This window comes from Aliiroseovarius marinus (assembly GCF_050881025.1).
GTDB classification, from domain to species: Bacteria; Pseudomonadota; Alphaproteobacteria; order Rhodobacterales; family Rhodobacteraceae; genus Aliiroseovarius; species Aliiroseovarius marinus_A.
The window spans coordinates 61,318-80,775 of sequence record NZ_JBNNXQ010000005.1 but is presented as its reverse complement, the minus strand read 5'-3'; the positions used below and the strand labels follow the sequence as shown (position 1 = coordinate 80,775).

17 protein-coding genes are annotated in these 19,458 nt (G+C 60.9%); 6 read left to right on the top strand and 11 right to left on the bottom strand.

The genetic code is table 11. The features are described 5' to 3' along the window. Nucleotides 1-7 precede the first annotated feature (7 nt). Nucleotides 8-613: a DUF1285 domain-containing protein gene (locus ACRY08_RS14560; RefSeq protein ID WP_432450685.1), complete on the top strand. Its 606-nt coding sequence runs from the start codon at nucleotides 8-10 to the stop codon at nucleotides 611-613. A gap of 19 nt (nucleotides 614-632) precedes the next feature. Here the strand turns inward: ACRY08_RS14560 and ACRY08_RS14555 are convergent, their stop codons facing one another. Next, nucleotides 633-1,658, bottom strand: coding sequence for a trans-3-hydroxy-L-proline dehydratase (locus tag ACRY08_RS14555; RefSeq protein ID WP_432450684.1), 1,026 nt, complete (start codon nucleotides 1,656-1,658; stop codon nucleotides 633-635). 105 nt (nucleotides 1,659-1,763) lie between these two features. Here ACRY08_RS14555 and ACRY08_RS14550 point away from each other — a divergent pair, with 105 nt between their 5' ends. Further along, complete coding sequence (locus ACRY08_RS14550; protein ID WP_432450683.1) at nucleotides 1,764-2,894, top strand: THUMP domain-containing class I SAM-dependent RNA methyltransferase; 1,131 nt, start codon at nucleotides 1,764-1,766, stop codon at nucleotides 2,892-2,894. Here ACRY08_RS14550 and ACRY08_RS14545 read toward each other — a convergent pair. The 7 genes from ACRY08_RS14545 to acs all read right to left on the bottom strand — a co-directional run bounded on the left by ACRY08_RS14545 (nucleotide 2,891) and on the right by acs (nucleotide 11,616). Continuing rightward, complete coding sequence (locus tag ACRY08_RS14545) at nucleotides 2,891-4,306, bottom strand: exonuclease domain-containing protein (protein WP_432450682.1); 1,416 nt, start codon at nucleotides 4,304-4,306, stop codon at nucleotides 2,891-2,893. The genes ACRY08_RS14550 and ACRY08_RS14545 overlap by 4 nt on opposite strands. Beyond that, nucleotides 4,303-4,833, bottom strand: coding sequence for a hypothetical protein (locus ACRY08_RS14540; RefSeq protein ID WP_432450681.1), 531 nt, complete (start codon nucleotides 4,831-4,833; stop codon nucleotides 4,303-4,305). Before ACRY08_RS14540 ends, ACRY08_RS14545 begins: the two co-directional genes overlap by 4 nt. Before the next feature lie 24 nt (nucleotides 4,834-4,857). Next, nucleotides 4,858-6,693: a putative nucleotidyltransferase substrate binding domain-containing protein gene (locus tag ACRY08_RS14535; protein WP_432450680.1), complete on the bottom strand. Its 1,836-nt coding sequence runs from the start codon at nucleotides 6,691-6,693 to the stop codon at nucleotides 4,858-4,860. A 104-nt stretch (nucleotides 6,694-6,797) separates the two neighbouring features. Beyond that, nucleotides 6,798-8,585: a sodium:solute symporter family protein gene (locus ACRY08_RS14530; RefSeq protein ID WP_432450679.1), complete on the bottom strand. Its 1,788-nt coding sequence runs from the start codon at nucleotides 8,583-8,585 to the stop codon at nucleotides 6,798-6,800. Between the two features lie 15 nt (nucleotides 8,586-8,600). After that, the gene (locus ACRY08_RS14525; protein WP_432450678.1) at nucleotides 8,601-8,858 is read right to left on the bottom strand and encodes a DUF4212 domain-containing protein; all 258 of its coding nucleotides are present in this window, start codon (nucleotides 8,856-8,858) and stop codon (nucleotides 8,601-8,603) included. A gap of 104 nt (nucleotides 8,859-8,962) precedes the next feature. Beyond that, a complete protein-coding gene (locus tag ACRY08_RS14520) occupies nucleotides 8,963-9,646 on the bottom strand; it encodes an adenylate kinase (protein ID WP_432450677.1) in 684 nt (227 codons plus the stop codon). Next, nucleotides 9,646-11,616 (bottom strand): acetate--CoA ligase, encoded by a 1,971-nt coding sequence (acs, locus tag ACRY08_RS14515; RefSeq protein WP_432450676.1) that lies wholly within the window; start codon nucleotides 11,614-11,616, stop codon nucleotides 9,646-9,648. The genes ACRY08_RS14520 and acs overlap by 1 nt, the downstream gene beginning before the upstream one ends. Before the next feature lie 456 nt (nucleotides 11,617-12,072). On the opposite strand from acs, the gene modA reads away from it, so the two are divergent. From modA to modC, 3 genes are read left to right on the top strand one after another with little or no spacing between them, the layout of a single operon-like run. Then, on the top strand, nucleotides 12,073-12,870 hold the full coding sequence (gene modA, locus ACRY08_RS14510) for a molybdate ABC transporter substrate-binding protein (protein WP_432450675.1): 798 nt from the start codon (nucleotides 12,073-12,075) through the stop codon (nucleotides 12,868-12,870). Further along, nucleotides 12,867-13,559 (top strand): molybdate ABC transporter permease subunit, encoded by a 693-nt coding sequence (gene modB, locus ACRY08_RS14505; RefSeq protein WP_432450674.1) that lies wholly within the window; start codon nucleotides 12,867-12,869, stop codon nucleotides 13,557-13,559. The genes modA and modB overlap by 4 nt, the downstream gene beginning before the upstream one ends. Continuing rightward, on the top strand, nucleotides 13,556-14,656 hold the full coding sequence (gene modC, locus ACRY08_RS14500) for a molybdenum ABC transporter ATP-binding protein (RefSeq protein ID WP_432450673.1): 1,101 nt from the start codon (nucleotides 13,556-13,558) through the stop codon (nucleotides 14,654-14,656). The genes modB and modC overlap by 4 nt, the downstream gene beginning before the upstream one ends. A gap of 5 nt (nucleotides 14,657-14,661) precedes the next feature. Here modC and ACRY08_RS14495 read toward each other — a convergent pair whose 3' ends face one another. The 3 genes from ACRY08_RS14495 to ACRY08_RS14485 form a co-directional block, all read right to left on the bottom strand. Next, nucleotides 14,662-15,963: an NAD(P)/FAD-dependent oxidoreductase gene (locus tag ACRY08_RS14495; protein WP_432450672.1), complete on the bottom strand. Its 1,302-nt coding sequence runs from the start codon at nucleotides 15,961-15,963 to the stop codon at nucleotides 14,662-14,664. A 48-nt stretch (nucleotides 15,964-16,011) separates the two neighbouring features. After that, nucleotides 16,012-17,406: an aspartate aminotransferase family protein gene (locus tag ACRY08_RS14490; RefSeq protein ID WP_432450671.1), complete on the bottom strand. Its 1,395-nt coding sequence runs from the start codon at nucleotides 17,404-17,406 to the stop codon at nucleotides 16,012-16,014. Nucleotides 17,407-17,544: 138 nt separating this feature from the next. Further along, a complete protein-coding gene (locus ACRY08_RS14485) occupies nucleotides 17,545-18,198 on the bottom strand; it encodes a GntR family transcriptional regulator (RefSeq protein WP_432450670.1) in 654 nt (217 codons plus the stop codon). 163 nt (nucleotides 18,199-18,361) lie between these two features. Here ACRY08_RS14485 and ACRY08_RS14480 point away from each other — a divergent pair, with 163 nt between their 5' ends. Next, a complete protein-coding gene (locus ACRY08_RS14480; RefSeq protein ID WP_432450669.1) occupies nucleotides 18,362-19,447 on the top strand; it encodes a polyamine ABC transporter substrate-binding protein in 1,086 nt (361 codons plus the stop codon). Nucleotides 19,448-19,458: the final 11 nt, after the last annotated feature.

Genomic DNA, 19,458 nt, shown 5'->3' with positions numbered 1-19,458 from the left:
GGGACAAATGACAAAAGCGGCAAGTGACGGAAAATCGGCAGAAAACGGGACAAACGGCCCGACACGCACCGCCCTGGCCCGCGTGGCCGACAGCACGCCGGCCCGCGGATTGCCGCCGGTACATCTGTGGAACCCGCCCCTGTCGGGCGAGATGGACCTGCGCATCACAGGTGACGGGACATGGGTGCATGAAGGGCGTGAGATCGCGCGCGAGGGGCTGGTGAAGTTGTTTGCTTCGATCCTGAAGCGCGAAGGTGACCGGTTTTATCTGGTAACCCCGGTGGAAAAATGGGCCATCACCGTCGAGGACGCGCCATTCGTGGCGGTGGATGTCAACATGTCCGGCCATGGCGAAACACAGCAAATCACCTTCACCACCAGCTTGGGCGACACCGCCACGGCCGGGCTGGACAATCCGCTGCGCATGGCGGGCGACAGCACCGGCCCGACCCCCTATGTCGACATACGCGCCGGGCTCGAGGCGCGCATCGACCGCAAAAGCTTTTACAGGCTGATCGAACATGGCACCACCGCACAGCACGCAGGCGAAGACTGGTTTGGCCTGTGGTCGTCGGGCGTGTTTTTTCCCCTTATGCGCGCGGCTGATCTATAGCCCCGCTCAGCTGGCTCCTTCAGCTGGCCCCCCATGTGTCCGACAGGCGATAGCCACCGGGCCAGGGGTCGGCGGGATCCAGCATGTGCTGATGCGTGCCGGTGATCCAGGCGCGCCCCGATATCTCGGGGGTGATCGCGGCCCGCCCAGCCAGGTCAAACTGTTCAACGATGCGACAGTGAAACACGCTGTCGATAATCGAATGCGCGTGGTAGCGGTCGCCCAGCCCCATCTGTCCCTTGGCCAGCATCACCGCCATACGTGCCGAGGCCCCGGTGCCGGTTGGCGACCGATCCAGCTTGCCCGGTTTGATCGCAACGGTGTTCTTGCCGGACAGCACGTCGCCTTCGCGGGTCAACTCTCCTGCAATCTGGCAAAAAGATATGTGACCCCAATCCGTTACCGGATGATTGAACCCCAACTGCTCATTCGCCGCATCGGTGATGCGCGCGCCGGTACGGGCCAGATCGGCGGCCTCGTCAGGCGTCAGAGCAAACCCCAGATCGGCCGCGTCCACGATGACAAAACTGTCGCCGCCAAAGGCGGTATCAACACGCAAGCTGCCGATGCCTTCGACCTCGACCATCGCGTCCAGCCGATCCGCAAAACTGGCGACATTCTGGACAAAGATGCGTTCAGCCTTCCCGTTCCTGCACTCGGCCCGTACCCGAACCAGCCCGCCGGGGGCCTCCAGCGTCAGGTGGGTTTCGGGCTCGTGCATCGGCAGGATGCCACTGTCCAAAAGCACGGTCGAGACGCAGATCGAGTTCGAGCCGGACATGGGGGGCGTGTCCTCTGGCTCCATGATGATGAAACCCATATCGGCCTCGGGATGTTTGGGCGGCACCAGCAGGTTCACATGACGAAACACCCCCCCGCGCGGCTCGTTCAGCACAAACTGGCGCAGGGTCTCGTCTGCCGCGATGAAACGGCTCTGGTCCCACAGACTGTCACCGGGCGGTGGCACAACCCCGCCCACGATCACATCGCCCACCTCACCCTCGGCATGAGCGGACACCACATGGATAGTTTTGCTAGAGCGCATGGGCCTGTCCCTTTTCATTCTGTTCAGCTTTGCATATTGTATCCAATTTGCAAGAGGAATGTCTTTTCCCTCGCGGACAGACGCGACCTCGGGTATGACGCCCGCATGACCCACGACCCCCGTTACGAGATTTTCCTAGTGGCCCCGCCCGGCCTTGAAACGCATCTGGCTGACGAGGCGCGCGCAGCAGGCTTTGACGCGCCGACCGTCAGCCCCGGTGGGGTTACCACGAAAGGCACATGGTCCGAGGTCTGGCGTGCAAATCTGACCTTGCGTGGGGCCACGCGGGTGCTGGTGCGATTAGGCGAATTTCGCGCTTTTCACATGGCGCAGCTGGACAAGCGCGCGCGGAAATTTCCATGGGCCGACAGCTTGCGCACCGATACCCCCGTGCGGGTCGAAGCCGTCTGCAAGCGGTCAAAAATCTATCACCACAAGGGCGCGGCAGAGCGGGTCGCACGCGCCATTTCTGAAACGCTGGGCGCACCCATTTCCAAGGATGCCGACCTCGTCATCAAGGTGCGGATCGACGACAACCTGGTCACGATCAGCTTGGACACATCAGGTGAAAGCCTGCACAAACGGGGCCACAAGACCGCCACGGGCAAAGCGCCCATGCGCGAAAACCTGGCGGCTCTTTTCTTGCGCGCGGCCGGTTTCGATGGACAGGAAGCCGTGGTTGACCCCATGTGTGGGTCCGGCACCTTTGTGCTGGAAGCGGCAGAAATGGCCGCGGGGCTTTTGCCCGGACGCAGCCGCAGTTTTGCGTTTGAACATCTGGCCAGCTTCGACGCGGATGCTTTCGCCCAGCTGAAAACGGCAAGCGCCCCGCAAGTGGCTGACACTGCGCGTTTCTTTGGATCAGACCGCAACGCCGGCGCCATCGCCAACAGCCGGAAAAACGCAGAAAGCGCGGGCGTGGCATCGGCCACCCAGTTCACCGAGGCCGCGATCAGCGATCTGCAGCGCCCCGACACAAAACCCGGTCTGGTGATCGTAAACCCGCCCTATGGCGCGCGCATTGGCAACAAGAAGCTTCTGTTTTCGCTTTATGGCGCGATGGGCAAGGTGCTGAGCCAGCGGTTTTCCGGCTGGCGCGTGGCGATCATCACCTCGGATGGTGGGCTGGCCAAGGCCACGGGCCTGCCGCTTTTGCCACCCGGCCCGCCGGTGGATCACGGCGGCACCAAGGTGAAGCTCTACCAGACGCGCGCCCTGCCCCAGAGCGGCGGCTAGTTCAGGTCTTCCAAGAGTCGCTTGTGTTTCTTGGCCTCGGCGATGGCCTGCGACAGGGTTTCGATGCCTTTTGAATGCAGCATGGCCAGCATCTTGCACAGCACCTCTGCCGTGGCCTGCGCGTCGCCCAGCGCGGTGTGGCGCAGCTCGGGCGGGATCACGACGCCCAGCCGGTCGCACAGCGCATCCAGCGTGTGCACCTCGGTTGTACCGTAGATCATCGCAGACAAAAGCACCGTATCGAGGATCGGATGCGTCCAGTCGACGCCGCAGCTTTCCGCGTGGCGGCGCAAAAACGCCATGTCAAACGGGGCATTATGCGCGACCAGAACCGCACCCCTTGAAAAATCATGCAAGGACTTACCCGCCACCTGAATGGTCGGCTGACCGGCCACCATCGCGTCGGACACATGGTGCACCTTGGTCGAGGCCGCCGGGATCGGCATTTCCGGGTCCACAAGCTGGTTGATCACCTCGCCTGGCACGATCTTTTCCTTCACCACGCGCACCGCACCGATCTGCACGATCTCGTCCTTATGGGGCAAAAGCCCGGTGGTTTCCGTGTCAAAGACCACATAGGTCAGATCGCGCAGGGACATCTCCATCAGATTGTCGGTGGCCTGCCCCTCCATCAGGTCGAAATCGAAGACCACGGGGCGACCTTCATCGGGGGTCAGCATCGCATGGGCGTCGTCAATCATCAGAAGGTAACCCTCGCCGGGTGCCAGCGGTTTCAGGCGCGCGTCAAACTCCAGCCCATTGGCGGCAGACAGATCGGTGAAGCTCTGCTCCAGCCCGGTCGAAATCATTTTCTCATAGGCGACCATAAACGGCCCCTTCTGGAAATAATCAAAGATCGAAGCGTTCAGCCGCGCCGGACAAACCTGTGACAAAACCCCCGCCGCCTGCGCATCATAAAGCACAATCTGATGGGCTGGGTTGATCAACACCATGGCCACGGGAATTTCCGACAAAAGCGCCGTCAGACGGGCCTTGTCGGCCGACAGGCGCGAGGTTTCTGCCGCCACAATCGACGCCTGATCCATCGTGGATTGCATGAGTTGCTCGGACACGGCCTCGGCCGCTGGGGCAAGATCGCCCAGATAGCGCGCCGCATGGGTGTCCACCCCGCCAGCGCCCGCATGCGCACGCGAGCGCAGGCCCGTGGCCAGACGTTCGATCGGGCGGGCAACGTTTTCGTCAAACAGGAACCAGACCCCGGCGGAAAGTGCGAGCAGGCCAAACCCCGCGATCACACCCGAAAAGACAAACCCGGACACGTAGTCTTCAGCCGTGGCGCGCATCGCACCGGCGTAAAGCGCCAGCAGCACCAGCCCGACCGAGGCCCCTGCCAAAAAGGCAAAGAACAAAAAGACGCGCAGGCGCAGCGAGAGCTTCGTCAGGACTTTCATGACGTGGCCTCCAATGCGCAGATCCCGGTGACCAGCGGATCACCTGCATCCGCCGCAAACCAGTTGACCCCCGTCACATCCCCCGCAGCGCTAAAGGACGCACCGTCCAGCAAAGGCGCGCGTTTGCCCGTATCGCAATCCGCCAGCACCACCATTTTTTCCGGTTTGGACCAACGGCCCATCAGATAGGCGTCAACGATGCGCAGCGCGGGTTTGGCGTCATGGGTGCGCAGCGAAGGCGCATCCAGCGCGACAAAGCGTTCAACGAAGGGCACAGCATAGGTCCAGGGGCGATAGAAGACCTTGTTTTCAACGGTCTGGATAACCGTGAAGCCTTCGGGCAGGGTCGATTTGGTACGCTCGTACCAGCCATATTCATTGGCCATCGTGGCGGCGATCATCGCAATCCCGGCGCCCACCGGCACCGCCCAACGGGGCAGACGCCCGCGCAGGGTCTTGTTCAGCAGCAAGACCAACCCGCCACCGGCAAAACCGGCCACCAGCGTGGCAATCGTTTCGTAAAACATGTCTTTCCTCCCCTAAAGCGCGCCTTACCCCAGCATCCCGCGCCCATGTCCAATGGCGCTTTGCATGGATTTCACCACCACGAAGGCGTCGCGCAGGTGGCTGCGTTCAAACTCCGACAGATCAGATGGCGACAGGTAGTTGTCAGGCTTCGCGCCCGCCTTCACCTGTTCAGCCTGATGTTCCAGCCGCGTGTCGGCAATCAGGTCATAAGCATCCAAAAGGTCTTGCCCACCGGACTGGCTCAGCCCGCCCGCATGGATCGCGGCCTCAAGGCGCGCGCGAGTGTTGGCCTCGGTCAACTGGCCCTGCAGCGCATAAACGCGTCCAAGGTCTACGATCGGCACCACACCGTTATGCTTCATATCGAGCTGGTTCTTGTGTTCGCCCGAGCGGATCGTGGCAAAACCACGCAAAAGCCCCAAAGGCGGCGTGTGTTTCAGCGAGTTCGACACCATATGCGCCACGAAGATCGAGTTTTTCGCGGCCAGTTTCAGCGTGTCCTTCTGCAGGCCGGCAAAGAGGCTCTCATCGCCCGAGATCGCGCGCAGGTCGAACATGACCGAGGCAAGCATCTGTGCCTCGGGGTCAGGCTTTGCAACCCAGCGATCGAAATAGCCACGCCAGACCGACAGCGGCTGGCACCAACGCGGGTTGGTGGCCATCATATCGCCCGGACAATAGAAATAGCCGCAGACATCCAGCCCATCGCAGACAAACTTCGCCAGCTCAGTGAAATAGCCGTCCCGGTCGTCATCACTCACATCATCCGACAGGATCAGGCAGTTGTCCTGATCCGACACACCGGTCTGTTCCTGCCGCCCCTGTGACCCGCAGGCCGCCCAAAGGTAAGGCACCGGGGCCGGGCCAAGCTTGGCCTCGCCCAGCGCCAGAAGCCGCCGCGTGCAGGTGTCGGCGATGTCGGTGATCAGCCGGGTCACCACCTGATGCGGGCTGCCTCCGGCCACCAGCTGCACCAAAAGCTGCGGGATACGCTCGGTCACGTCGCGCATCTCTTCGGGGGTGTTCGCTTGAGCGATCTCACGCACCAGTTCAGCAGAACTGACCGCTTGGAACCGGGTCAGGTCGGTTTGGCTGACGATGCCCACCAGCTTGCCCGCTTCGACAATCGGCACATGGCCGATGCGACGTTCCATCATCACATGAAGCACATCCGACCCGATGGCCGAGGGGGCAAGAGTGATGGGGTTGGGGGTCATGATCTCGGTCACGTTGGTGTCGATCGGCAGGGCCGCGGCCAGCACTTTGCCGGACATGTCGCGTGTGGTCAGGATGCCGGTCAGCACATCGCCTTCGGTCACGCAAATCGACGACACGCGCGCGTCACGCATCCGAATTGCGGCCTCTTGCACCGTGGTATCGGGCGGGCAGGTCACCGGGCTGCTGGCCATGAAAGTGTCGACCTGTGTGGTCGCCAGTTCCTGGCGTTCCTGTTTCGAGGCGCGATCAGAGCGCGAGCGGTCAAAGAAGCGGCGCACCTGATCATGCGCCTGCAAAAGGGCGTGGAAATGCTCGGCGGGCAGAACCAGAAGCGTGGCATCGGTGGCCGCGGTCGCACTGGTCACGGCCTTGCCTTCTCGCAACAGTCCACGTTCCCCGAAAGAGTTGCGCAGGCCAAGATGGCTGACCATCACGCCATTTTCGTCAAAGACCTCTACCTCGCCTTCATGAATGATGTAGATGCCGGGCAGATCTTCGCCCAGTGCATAAATCGCGTCGCCTGCGGAAACCGCCTGCGCCTGAAGCGCGGGCACCAACGCCTCGACCGCCTGGGCGTCCAGCGCGTCATAAGGGTGAACGGATTTCAGGAAGCGGAATATCTGGTCCTGGGTCAGCGGCATGGGATGCGCCCTTTTGAAAAGAAAAGTCCTGCCCGATATGCACCGGACAGGACCAGAATTAAAGAGGACGGACCGTCGCGGAGAACAGCCCGCCCGTCATGGTCTTAGTGACCGGCTGCAGCAGCGCCTGCACCTTTGGGGATGCGGACGTTCTCTACCAGCTCGTCGATCTCTGCCGGGATCGGATCGGTCGATTTCGACACGATGAAAGCAACCGCGAAGTTGATCATCGCACCAATCGCACCGAACGAGGTCGACTTGATCGTGCCCAGAAGCGGGTCAGCATCCGAGAACGAGTTGGTACCCGGGATGAAGAACCAGCCTTTGTGCAGGAAGATGTAGACCAAAGTCACGATCAGACCTGCCAGCATACCAGCCACGGCGCCTTTGTTGTTCACCTTGGTGAAGATGCCCATCATCAGAGCCGGGAAGATCGACGCAGCGGCCAGACCGAAGGCCAGAGCCACGGTTTGAGCAGCGAAGCCCGGAGGGTTCAGACCAAGGTAGGTCGCAACGGCAATGGCAACAGCCATGGCAATACGCGCCGACATCAGCTCGCCTTTTTCCGAGATGTTCGGGCTGATGGCGCCCTTGATCAGGTCATGCGACACAGCCGACGAGATTGCCAGCAGAAGGCCAGCAGCGGTCGACAGTGCGGCGGCCAGACCACCAGCAGCAACCAGCGCGATCACCCAACCCGGCAGGTTGGCGATCTCGGGGTTGGCCAGAACCAGGATATCGCGGTTGAACTTGACCAGTTCATTTTCGCTACCCCAGCCAGCGGCTTCCATTTCGGCAACCTTGTCGGCGTTCTTGTCGTTGAAGTAGGCAATTTTGCCGTCGCCGTTTTTGTCTTCCCAGTTCAGAAGACCGGTTTTCTGCCAGGTTGCCATCCAGTCATAGCGCGCATCGGCTTCCATCATCTCGACCGAGACAGGGTCACCTTTGGTGCCATTGGGCCACATCATGTCCGAGATGTTCAGGCGAGCCATTGCACCAACAGCCGGAGCGGTCAGGTACAGCAGTGCGATGAACACCAGCGTCCAACCGGCCGACCAACGTGCCGAAGCAACGGTGGGAACGGTGAAGAAGCGCATGATCACGTGCGGCAGACCAGCCGTACCGATCATCAGCGACAGGGTGAACAGAACCATGTTCAGCGTGTCAGCGTGGTGTGCTGTATACTCTTTGAAGCCCAGCTCGGTCACGATCTGGTCCAGCTTCATCAGAAGCGGCTCACCCGAAGCTGCGTGGTCGCCGAACAGGCCAAGGGCCGGGATCGGGTTACCAGTCAGCTGCAGCGAGATGAAGATCGCCGGAATGGTGTAGGCGATGATCAGCACGCAGTACTGAGCCACCTGAGTGTAGGTCACACCCTTCATGCCGCCAAACACAGCATAGGCGAACACAACGGCTGCACCGATCAGAAGGCCGGTGGTGTTGTCCACTTCCAGGAAGCGGCCAAAGGCCACGCCAACGCCGGTCATCTGGCCGATCACGTATGTGGTCGAAGCCACGATCAGACAGATAACGGCCACCAGACGTGCGGTGGGCGAATAGAAGCGATCGCCGATGAACTCTGACACGGTGTATTTGCCGAACTTACGCAGGTACGGTGCCAGCATCAGAGCAAGCAGAACGTAACCACCGGTCCAGCCCATCAGGAACGACGAGTTGTCATAGCCGGTGAATGCGATCAGGCCGGCCATCGAGATGAACGACGCTGCCGACATCCAGTCAGCACCAGTTGCCATACCGTTGACGACCGGGTGAACACCCTGGCCAGCGGCATAGAATTCAGAAGTTGAGCCCGCGCGGGCCCATACGGCAATACCGATGTAGAGCGCAAAGCTCGCACCGATAAAGATCCAGTTGAGTACAAACTGATCCATCTGTCCCTGTTCCCCTTATTCTTCCACGCCGTGTTCGGCGTCGAGTTTGTTCATGCGCCAGGCGTAGAAAAAGATCAGCGCCAGGAACACCAGGATCGAACCTTGCTGGGCGAACCAGAAGCCAAGATCAGTTCCGCCGACGGCAATGCCGCTCAGCATCGGACGCAGCAGAATGCCGAATCCAAAAGAGACCAGCGCCCAGATGACGAGGCTGATCTGAATGATACGAATATTGGCTTTCCAATACGCGTTGCTTGATGAGTTATCGGCCATGAAAGCCTCCTCCCTCTATCGTTCCTCCAACGGGATCGCGACCGCGACCCCGCCCTTCCCTTCCCTGGGTCACCACGCGGATGGTGCGTGGTGGTCCTGGGGTCTTATGTGATCGCTTGTGTCACGATCCCATTCAATGCGCCTGCAATCGCGCCGATGTCACCCATCGCGTCGACCTTCTGCAGGCTGCCCTTGCCATCGTAATAGGCAATGAGCGGCGCCGTTTGAGCGTGATAGGCCACAAGGCGGCTTCCCACGGTTTCGGCATTATCGTCGGCCCGGCGTTTCATCTCCGTGCCGCCGCATTTGTCGCAGACGCCATCCTTGGCGGGCTGCTTGAAGCTGTCGTGATAGCCCTCGCCGCAGCCGCCGCAGGTGTAGCGCCCGGAAATCCGGGTCACCATGGCGGCGTCGTCTACTTCAAGGCTGACAGCTGCGTTGATCTTCTGACCGCTCTCGGCCAGAAGCGCATCCAGAGCTTCGGCCTGCACGGTGGTGCGCGGGAAGCCGTCAAGGATCACGCCCTTGGCGCAATCGGCATCCTGCAGGCGGTCACGCAGAATGTTGATGACGATCTCATCAGACACCAGCTCGCCCACTTCCATCACGGCTTTCGCGGCCAGACCGGCTTCGGTGCCCGCGGCCACGGCGGCGCGCAGAAGGTCACCGGTCGAAAGCTGCACAAGTCCGAACTTGTCTTCCAGCATACGGGCCTGCGTGCCCTTCCCGGCGCCCGGAGGGCCGAGAAGGATCAGAACGGGGGCGGCAGTTGTGGTCGCGCCGTCCATTATGCGCCTGCCTTTTGCATGCGGTTGTCGATCAGGTCATCCACAACCGACGGATCGGCCAGTGTCGAGGTGTCACCCAGCGAGCCAAAATCGTCCTCGGCAATCTTGCGCAGGATACGGCGCATGATCTTGCCCGAGCGGGTCTTGGGCAGGCCCGGGGCCCACTGGATGTGGTCGGGGCTGGCGATGGGGCCAATTTCCTGACGCACCCAGTTGCGCAGCTCGACTTTCAGCTCGTCGGTATACTCTTCGCCGTCCATCAGGGTGACGTAGCAATAAATGCCCTGCCCTTTGATGTCATGCGGGAAGCCAACCACGGCGGCCTCGGAAACCTTGGCGTGAGCGACCAGAGCGCTTTCCACCTCGGCGGTGCCCATGCGGTGACCCGATACGTTGATCACGTCGTCCACACGGCCGGTGATCCAGTAGTAGCCATCCGCGTCACGGCGACAGCCGTCACCGGTGAAGTAGTAACCTTTGTAGTCGGCAAAGTAAGTTGCCACAAAGCGGTCATGGTCGCCATAGACGGTGCGCATCTGGCCTGGCCAGCTGTCTTTCATGCACAGAACGCCCTCGGCTTCGGTCTCGTGGATCTCTTCGCCGGTGGTGGGCTCAAGGATCACGGGCTGCACGCCAAAGAAGGGCGTGGTGGCCGAACCGGGCTTGGTTGCGGTCGCGCCGGGCAGCGGGGTCAAGAGGTGACCACCGGTTTCCGTCTGCCACCAGGTGTCGACGATCGGGCATTTGCCGCCGCCAACCACGTCATTGTACCAGTTCCAGGCTTCGGGGTTGATCGGCTCGCCCACGGTGCCCAGCACTTTCAGGTCGCTCAGATCATATTTGGTCACGAACTCTTCGCCGCGCGCCATCAGGGCACGGATCGCGGTGGGTGCGGTGTAGAACTGGTTCACCTTGTGCTTTTCGCACACGGCCCAGAAACGACCCGCATCCGGGTAGGTCGGCACACCTTCGAACATCACGGTGGTCGCGCCATTGGCCAGCGGGCCATAGACGATATAGCTGTGACCGGTGACCCAGCCCACGTCAGCGGTACACCAGTAGATGTCGCCTTCATGATAGTCGAACACGTATTCGTGGGTCATCGCCGCCCAGAGCAGGTACCCACCGTTACAGTGCTGCACGCCTTTCGGCTGGCCGGTCGAGCCCGAGGTGTAAAGGATGAACAGCGGGTCTTCGGCGTTCATGGTTTCCGGTGCGCAGTCAGCCGAGGCATCGGCCATCAAAGCGCTATAGGAATGGTCGCGACCATCCACCATCGGCACGTCGCCGCCAGTGCGTTCCACCACCAGAACCGGGGTCGACCCCAGATCGCCATGGGCCAGAGCGGCATCCACGTTGGTTTTCAGCGGCGTGTTGCGGCCACCACGGGGGGCTTCGTCAGCGGTGATCACCAGCGAGGCGCCACAGCCTTCAACACGGGCGGCCAGAGCTTCGGGCGAGAAGCCTGCAAAAACAATCGAGTGGATCGCGCCGATACGGGCACAGGCCAGCATCGCATAAGCCGCTTCCGGGATCATCGGGAGGTACAGGATCACGCGGTCGCCTTTGCCCACGCCCATGCCTTTCATCACATTGGCCAGCTTCGAGACGTTCTCGTGCAGCTCGCTATAGGTGATCTTCTTGTCCAGGTTCGGATCATCCGATTCCCAGATGATCGCAACCTGATCACCGCGGGTTTCCAGATGACGATCGATACAGTTGGCCGAAACGTTCAGCTCACCATCTTCGAACCATTTGATCGACACATCCGGGTGGGCATAGGTGGTGTTCTTGATCTTGGTCGGTGTCTTCGTCCAGGTCAGACGTTTCATCTGTTCAGACCAGAAACCCTCGGGGTCGTTCACGGACGCGGCATACATTTCCTGATATTTGGCAGCATCAATATGTGCGTTCGAGACGAACTCCGGTGACGGAGCATAGGTCTTTTCGGTCGTGGCTTGCGACGACATGCGGGTCCTCCCAGTTTTTCCTCCCACAGCTGGCGCTGCGGATCCTCCTCCTGCCTGCCGCACGATGACGTCAGACATGGGTTTGTCCTGCTTGGATTTCACAGCACGCCCCCGTTGATTGTGAAAATAGGGGGACAATCACCGGAGAAACAACAGTTTTTCTGTTAATTTTTTTAACTGCGCCGGGTTTAGGGTGTAAATTTTTTGCCCGAATTTGGTATTTTTACCTCAAATGCATATATTTGCGTGTGAAGCAGGCTGCGACGGGGCTGTAAACAAAATGCAGGTTTTTTACGCATGGTCCGACGCAAATGCTGCACAAGCACAGTTTTGCTGCAAATTTCGCGTCATGGGCGAACAGATTCTCTCTGCCCGGAACATGGGTTCCCGCCTGATCGCTTCATGATCACACCAAAAGACCTTGCCGCACCCGCTTTGCTGGCGTTATCTCGACCTATGAGCCGCAACCGTACCCTGCCCCATGTCATCCGCCCCGTTCTGTTTGGGCTGGCCCTTGTGGTGATGACCGGCTCCGGGTCTGCCCGCGCGGGGCAGCTATTGGTCTTTGCGGCCGCCAGCCTTTCGGATGTGCTCGAAGAAACCGCAGCAGCTTACACCGATCAAAGCGGGAATCAGGTCACGATCTCGCCCGCGGGATCATCGGTTCTGGCACGCCAGATATTGCAGGGCGCACCGGCCGACCTGTTCATCTCGGCCAATACGGATTGGATGGACCATCTTGCGCAGAAAAATGCCATCCTGCCTGAGACCCGCCAGAACATCGCAACCAATCAGCTGGTGTTGATCAGCGCGCAACCCGATGCGACCGTTGACCTTGCTGACCCGGACGGCCTGCCCGATGCCTTGGGTGACGGTCGCCTGTCCATGGCCCTGACCGAGGCCGTGCCGGCCGGGCAATATGGACGCGCCGCCCTGAGCGCATTGGGCCTGTGGGAAAGCCTTGCCCCGCAGGTGGCCGAAGCCGACAACGTGCGCGCAGCGCTGGCGCTGGTTGCCCTTGGCGCGGCCCCGTTTGGCATCACCTATGCCACCGATGCGCTGGCCGAGCCGCGCGTTCATATCACCGCAACATTCCCACCGGAGCTGCACGCCCCGATCCTTTACCCGGCCGCAGTAACCCGGCAGGGGCAGCAGAACTTGGCACAGGATTTTCTTCACTTCCTGACCAGCCCGGACGCACAGGCCATCTTTGCCGCGCAGGGCTTCGAGCCTGCCACAGAGGTGCCCCAATGAGCTGGCTTGGCCCGCAGGAATGGCAGGCGGTTGCCCTGTCTCTGAAAGTGGCATTCTGGGCCACAACCCTGTCCCTGCCCTTTGCCATCTGGATTGCCTATCTTCTTGCGCGTAAAGAGTTTTTCGGCAAGCAGATCGTGAACGGTCTGGTGCATCTGCCGCTGATCCTGCCGCCCGTCGTCACGGGCTATCTGTTGCTCTTAACCTTCTCGGGCACGGCACCTTTGGGTGCGGTGCTGACCCATCTGGGCCTGCCACTTGCTTTTCGCTGGACGGGGGCGGCGCTGGCCGCTGCAATCATGGGCTTTCCCCTGATGGTGCGCGCCATTCGCCTGTCGATCGAGGCCGCCGACACGCGTCTGGAAGAGGCCGCCGCCACCTTGGGCGCCTCTCGCCTGAAAATCTTCGCGACCCTCACCCTGCCGCTGGCCTTGCCCGGTATCATCGCGGGCAGCCTTTTGGGCTTTGCCAAGGCGATGGGAGAGTTCGGGGCCACCATCACCTTTGTCTCGAACATTCCGGGCCAGACCCGCACGCTGCCCTCGGCCATTTACAGCTTCCTGCAGGTGCCGGGCGGCGAAAGTGCCGCGGCCAGGCTGGTGATTGTCTCGATCGTCATCGCCATGGGCGCGCTGATCGCATCAGAGCTGCTGGCCCGCCGGATTGCTCGACGCATGGAGGGCATATGACCCACGCAGCCCTCTCTGTGCAGCTGTCCATGCCCCGCGCCGGTTTCGCGTTGGATGTGGGCTTTGACGCCCCTGCTGGCCTGACCGTTTTGTTCGGCGCCTCGGGCTCGGGCAAAACCAGCGTGGTGAATGCCGTGGCCGGGCTGGACCCATCCGCCCAAGGGCGCATTGCCCTGAACGGTCGGGTTTTGATGGACAGCGCGACCGGGGTCTTTTTGCCCGCCCATACAAGACGCATCGGCTATATTTTCCAGGACGCGCGCCTGTTTCCGCATCTGAACGTGCGGCGCAATCTGGACTACGCCCGCCGCGTGACCGGCGCGCCCGAAGACCCCGCCAGCTGGAACCGGATCATCGAGATGTTGGGCATTGGCCCCCTGCTGACCCGCCGCACCGCGCATCTGTCCGGCGGCGAGAAACAGCGCGTCGCCATCGGTCGCGCTCTGCTGTCACGCCCCGATCTGATCCTTGCCGATGAGCCGCTTGCTGCGCTGGACGCCGCGCGAAAAGAGGAAATCCTGCCCTATTTCGAACGGTTGCGCGACGAAGGGGAGCTGCCGCTTCTTTACGTCACCCATGACGCGTCTGAAGTGGCGCGACTGGCCACCACGGTCATCGCATTGGAAGACGGGCGCGTGATCCGGCAGGGCAGCGCGGCCGAGGTGTTGGGCGATCCGCATTTCACCCCCGGCGACATCCGTGCCGTCGGCGCGGTGATCGAAGCCAAGGTGACATGCCATCATCCCGACGGGCTGACAGAGCTGTCCGCCGGCGGCCTGCCCCTGCATCTGCCCCACATCGCCCGCGCACCGGGCACAGAGCTTCGGGTGCGCATTGCCGCCCAGGACGTCATCCTGTCGCGCGAAAAGCCCGAAGGCCTGTCCGCGCTGAACTGTCTGCCCGGCAAAGTGGCCGAGCTTCACACGGGCGACGGTCCGGGCGCGGTCCTGTCGATTGATACGGCGGCGGGGCGGGTGCTTGCACGGGTGACGAAACGGTCGGTCGCGGCATTGGGGCTGGCGCCCGGCGTGGCAGTGCACGCGATCATCAAGACAGTGGCGGTCGCCCCCGGCGATGTGGGCGGACCGAAAGGCTGACGGGCCTAAAGCTTGTCGCGCAGGCTGAACCACAGCATGGCAGCCACCAAAAGCGGCCAGCGCAACGCAACACCCCCCGGAAAGCGCGGAGTGGGCACTTGGGACATGAGGTCAAACTGCTCTGCCTGCCCGGCAATCGCATCAGCTGCCATCTTGCCACCCAGCGTTGCCATTGCCACGCCATGCCCGGAATAACCAGAGGCCGACAGGATATTGCCCTGCAACCGTTCAAAATGCGGCATGCGGTTCATCGTGATCCCCAGCGTGCCGCCCCATGCATAGTCAATGCGCGTGTCTTTCAGCTGCGGATAGATCTCGAGCATCGGTTTTGATACCAGCTTCACAATGTCCTTCGGGAAACGATAGCCATAGCTTTCGGCGCCTCCAAAGAGCATGCGATTGTCATCGGACAGGCGGAAATAGTTGATGACAAACTTGCTGTCTGCCACCGCATGCCCGTCGCGGATAAGCGTCTTGGCAAATCCCGCGTCCAGCGGTTCTGTTGCCAAAATGTAGTTGTTGATGGGCATCACGCGGGCCGCCACGCGTTTTTCCGTGTTGCCCAGATAGCCGTTACACGCCCAGACCACATGGCCTGCGCGCACCCGCCCCGCATCGGTAGACACGGTCACGGTCGAGCCTTCTTTCACCCCGGTCACGCGGCTTGTTTCAAAGATACGCGCGCCTGCAGCAACCGCGGCCCGCGCCATCCCAAAGGCCAGACGAAGCGGGTGCGTATGCCCGCCGCCCATGTCCAGCGACCCTCCGTGATAGGCGGGTGACCCACAAAGCGCGCGCATCTCGTCGCGGTCCACGGCGCGGATCAGGTCATAGTCATAGTCTTCGTTCAGCTTGCGCACATAGGCGTGATCCTCGGGCACATAACGCGCGCGATGCATCGCGTGGATGATCCCATCGGTGAACCCGGCATCAGGGGCGTGTTTGGCCACAATGGCGCGCACCAGCTGCACGCTTTCCAGCGCCATATCCCACAGCTTGCGCGCATCATCACGCCCGACCAGTTTTTCCAGATCATCCTGTTCCAACCGCTGCCCGGTGCCCACCTGCCCGCCATTGCGACCCGAAGCGCCAAAGCCAACGCGCTGCGCCTCGAGCAGCACCACATCATAGCCGCGTTCAGCCAGATGCAGCGCAGCCGACAGGCCGGTAAAACCACCGCCGATGATGCAGACATCACAGGCAATATCCCCCTGCGCTGCCGGATAGGGACCGGGCGCCTCCGCCGTCGCGGCATACCAGGATTGGGGGTATTCCCCATGGCGATCATTTGCAGTCAGAAGATCCATGCGTCCCCCCAAAGAAAAAAGGCCGGACCGAAGCCCGGCCCAACCGGATCAGCCTGCGACCAGCAGACCTTTTTCCTTCACGACCTCATAGGCCTCGTCCAGCGATTTGCGGGCGCGTTCGATCAGAATGTCGATCTCGTCAGTGGTGATCACCAAGGGCGGCGAGATGATCATCCGGTCGCCCACATGGCGCATGATCAGATTGTTTGCAAAGCAACGCTCGCGAGTCAGGAAACCCACCGTACCGGGATCGGACGCAAAGGGCGCGCGGGTCGATTTGTCCGGCGTCAGCGCCAGCGACGCCATCAGGCCCACAATCTTGGTTTCGCCCACCATCGGGTGATCCGCCAGGGAATGCCATTTCTCGGCCAGGTAAGGCGCGGCCACGTCGCGCACGTGATCAACGATGCCCTCTTCTTCCATGATGCGCAGGTTTTCCAGCGCCACAGCGCAGGCCACCGGGTGACCGGAATAGGTGTAACCGTGGTTGAACTCGGTGCCGGCCAGAACTTCCGCCACCTTGTCCGAGACAATCGAAGCCCCGATCGGCGCATAGCCCGAGCTGAGCCCCTTGGCGACGGTCATGATATCTGGCGTCAGGTCCAAGGTCTGGCTGCCGAACCAATTGCCTGTGCGGCCAAAGCCGGTGATCACTTCATCAACAATCAACAGGATGTCGTATTTCTTGCAGATGCGCTGAATCTCAGCCCAGTAGCCATCTGGTGCAACGATCACACCCCCCGCGCCCTGCACCGGTTCGCCAATGAAGGCCGCAACTTTCTCTGGTCCAACTTCCTTGATCTTGGCTTCCAGTTGCTGTGCGCGTTCCAGCCCAAATTCCTCGGGGCTGGTGTCGCCGCCTTCCGCATACCAATGCGGCTGGTCAATGAACTCGATACCGGGAATGGGCAGACTGCCCTGCCCGTGCATGCCCTTCATGCCGCCCAAGCTGGTGCCGCCAATCGTGGACCCGTGATAGGCGTTCCAACGCGAGATGATCACATCGCGCTCGGGCTGGCCTTTTTCGGCCCAATAGGTGCGCACCATACGAATATTGGTGTCATTCGCATCCGAGCCACCATTGGCGTAAAAGACGTGGTTCAGGTCGCCCGGCGCCAGCTGTGCCAGCTTCTGGGCCAGCGCGATGGCCGGCACGTGGGTGGTCTGGAAAAACGTGTTGTAGTAGGGCAGCTCGCGCATCTGGCGGGCGGCCACTTCGGCAATGCTTTCATTGCCATAGCCGATATTCACACACCACAGCCCCGCCATCGCGTCAAGCACCTCTTCGCCCTCGCTGTCGCGCAGCCAAATCCCCTTGGCCGAGGTGATAACCCGCGCGCCTTTCTGCTTAAGCTCGCCGTCATTTGTGAACGGATGCATATGGTGGGCGGCATCGATGGCCTGCAGCTCTGCGGTGGGCAGATGATTGGTGATCTTGTTCATTCCGGATCTCCTCGAAAACATGGGTCAGACGCGACCACGTGGCAGAGAATCACCTGCCCGACGCGGCCCGTCAGAAGCTGCGTTCACAATATGATCAAAAATTAGGCTGTCAACGCATGACCTGCGATCTGATCAAATTCAGGCCGACAGAAGTGTCTCGCGCACCTGGGCGATTCCCTGCTCGATATCGCCGTGAATCGCGGCGGCCACGGCCTCGCCATCGCCCGCGCGCATCGCTTCCATGGCCTCGGCATGTTTGTCGGGCAGGTTGGCGGTGCCATAGCGCCCCAACACCACTCGCAAGGACGGACCTGCGCGCAGCCACAACATATTCGCGATCGAGGACAAAACCTCTGAATCCGCCAGTTCATACAGGTAGGCATGAAACCGGTAATTGTGCTCCAGATAGCCGCGCACATCCCCTTTATCGATCGCCGCATTCAGCTGGTCATCATAGCCACTCAGGCGATCAAGATCATCAGGACCAAGCCTTTTTGTAGCCTTGCGCGCAAGCTCCGGTTCAACCGCCAGACGTGCAAAGGCGATGTCTTTCCACTGTTCCAGATCCGGCTGAGGCACCGACACGCGCCGGTTTCCCTTGAACGCAAGCGCCCCTTCCGAAGTCAGCCGCCGGATGGCTTCGCGCACAGGTGTCATGCCCACATCAAGCGTCGAAACCAGACCCTGGATTGTCACCGGCTGTCCGGGCGCCAGTTCGCCAAACAGAATCATCTCTCGCAGCTGTCTGTAAACACGCTGGTGATCGGGAAGTTTCGCATGTTGATCTGACAAGTTATCCCCCTGGACACTATTACTTTGCCATTTCCGGCCTCAAAGATAGTCTTTGAAAGCAATCTACTACGCTTTGCGCAATTTTACCATATTGCGCGACTCGCCTTTTTTTGATCAAATATTGCAAATGGGCCTTCGGGCCCCAAACAGGGAGAGACTGCAAATGAAGAAAACATGGCTGATGATGAGCGCCGCTGTGGTGATGGGAGCAAGCGCTGCCACCGCCGAGGAAGTGCGCGTCTATAACTGGTCTGACTATATCGACGAGGAGCTTCTGACCAAGTTCCAGGAAGAAACCGGAATTGACCTCATCTATGACGTGTTCGATTCGAATGAGGTTCTGGAAACCAAGATGCTGGCTGGCGGATCGGGCTATGACGTCGTGGTTCCCTCGGGTACATTCCTGCAACGCCAGATCACCGCGGGCGCGTTCCAGCCTCTGGACGCCGCCAAGCTGCCCAACAAAGGCAACATGTGGGACGTGATTGCTGAGCGCACCTCGACCTATGATCCCGGCAACGCCTATTCGATCAACTACATGTGGGGATCGACCGGCGCAGGCGTGAATGTCGCCAAAGTCAAAGAAATCCTTGGTGATGACGCCCCGATCGACAGCCTTGCGCTGGTCATGGATCCGGCAAATATGGAAAAGCTGGCATCCTGCGGCGTGCACATTCTGGACGCCCCGGCCGAGATTATCCCCGCAGCACTGGCCTATCTGGGTGAAAACCCCGACAGCCATGACCCGGACGTGATCGCCAAGGCAGAGCCCGTCCTGACCGCCATCGCGCCCTATGTGCAGAAATTCCACAGCTCGGAATACATCAACGCCCTGGCCAATGGCGACATCTGCGTGGCCGTCGGTTGGTCCGGTGACATTCTGCAGGCCCGTGACCGCGCAGACGAAGCCGAAAATGGCGTCGAGATTGCCTATAACGCCTTCAAGGAAGGCTCGCTGATGTGGTTTGACCAGATGGCGATCCCGGCAGATGCGCCGAACCCTGAAGGTGCGCATAAGTTCCTGAACTTCATCATGGATGCGCAGAACATGGCCGCCGCGTCGAACTATGTGTACTACGCCAACGGCAACAAAGCCTCGCAGGAACACCTGCTGGAAGACGTCATCGGCGACCCGGCGATCTATCCGACCGAAGAAGCGCTTGAGAAGCTTTACATCACCACGCCCTATCCGGCGAAAGTTCAGCGCGTTGTGACGCGTCTCTGGACCAAAGTGAAATCGGGCACCTAAGCCTTCCGCCC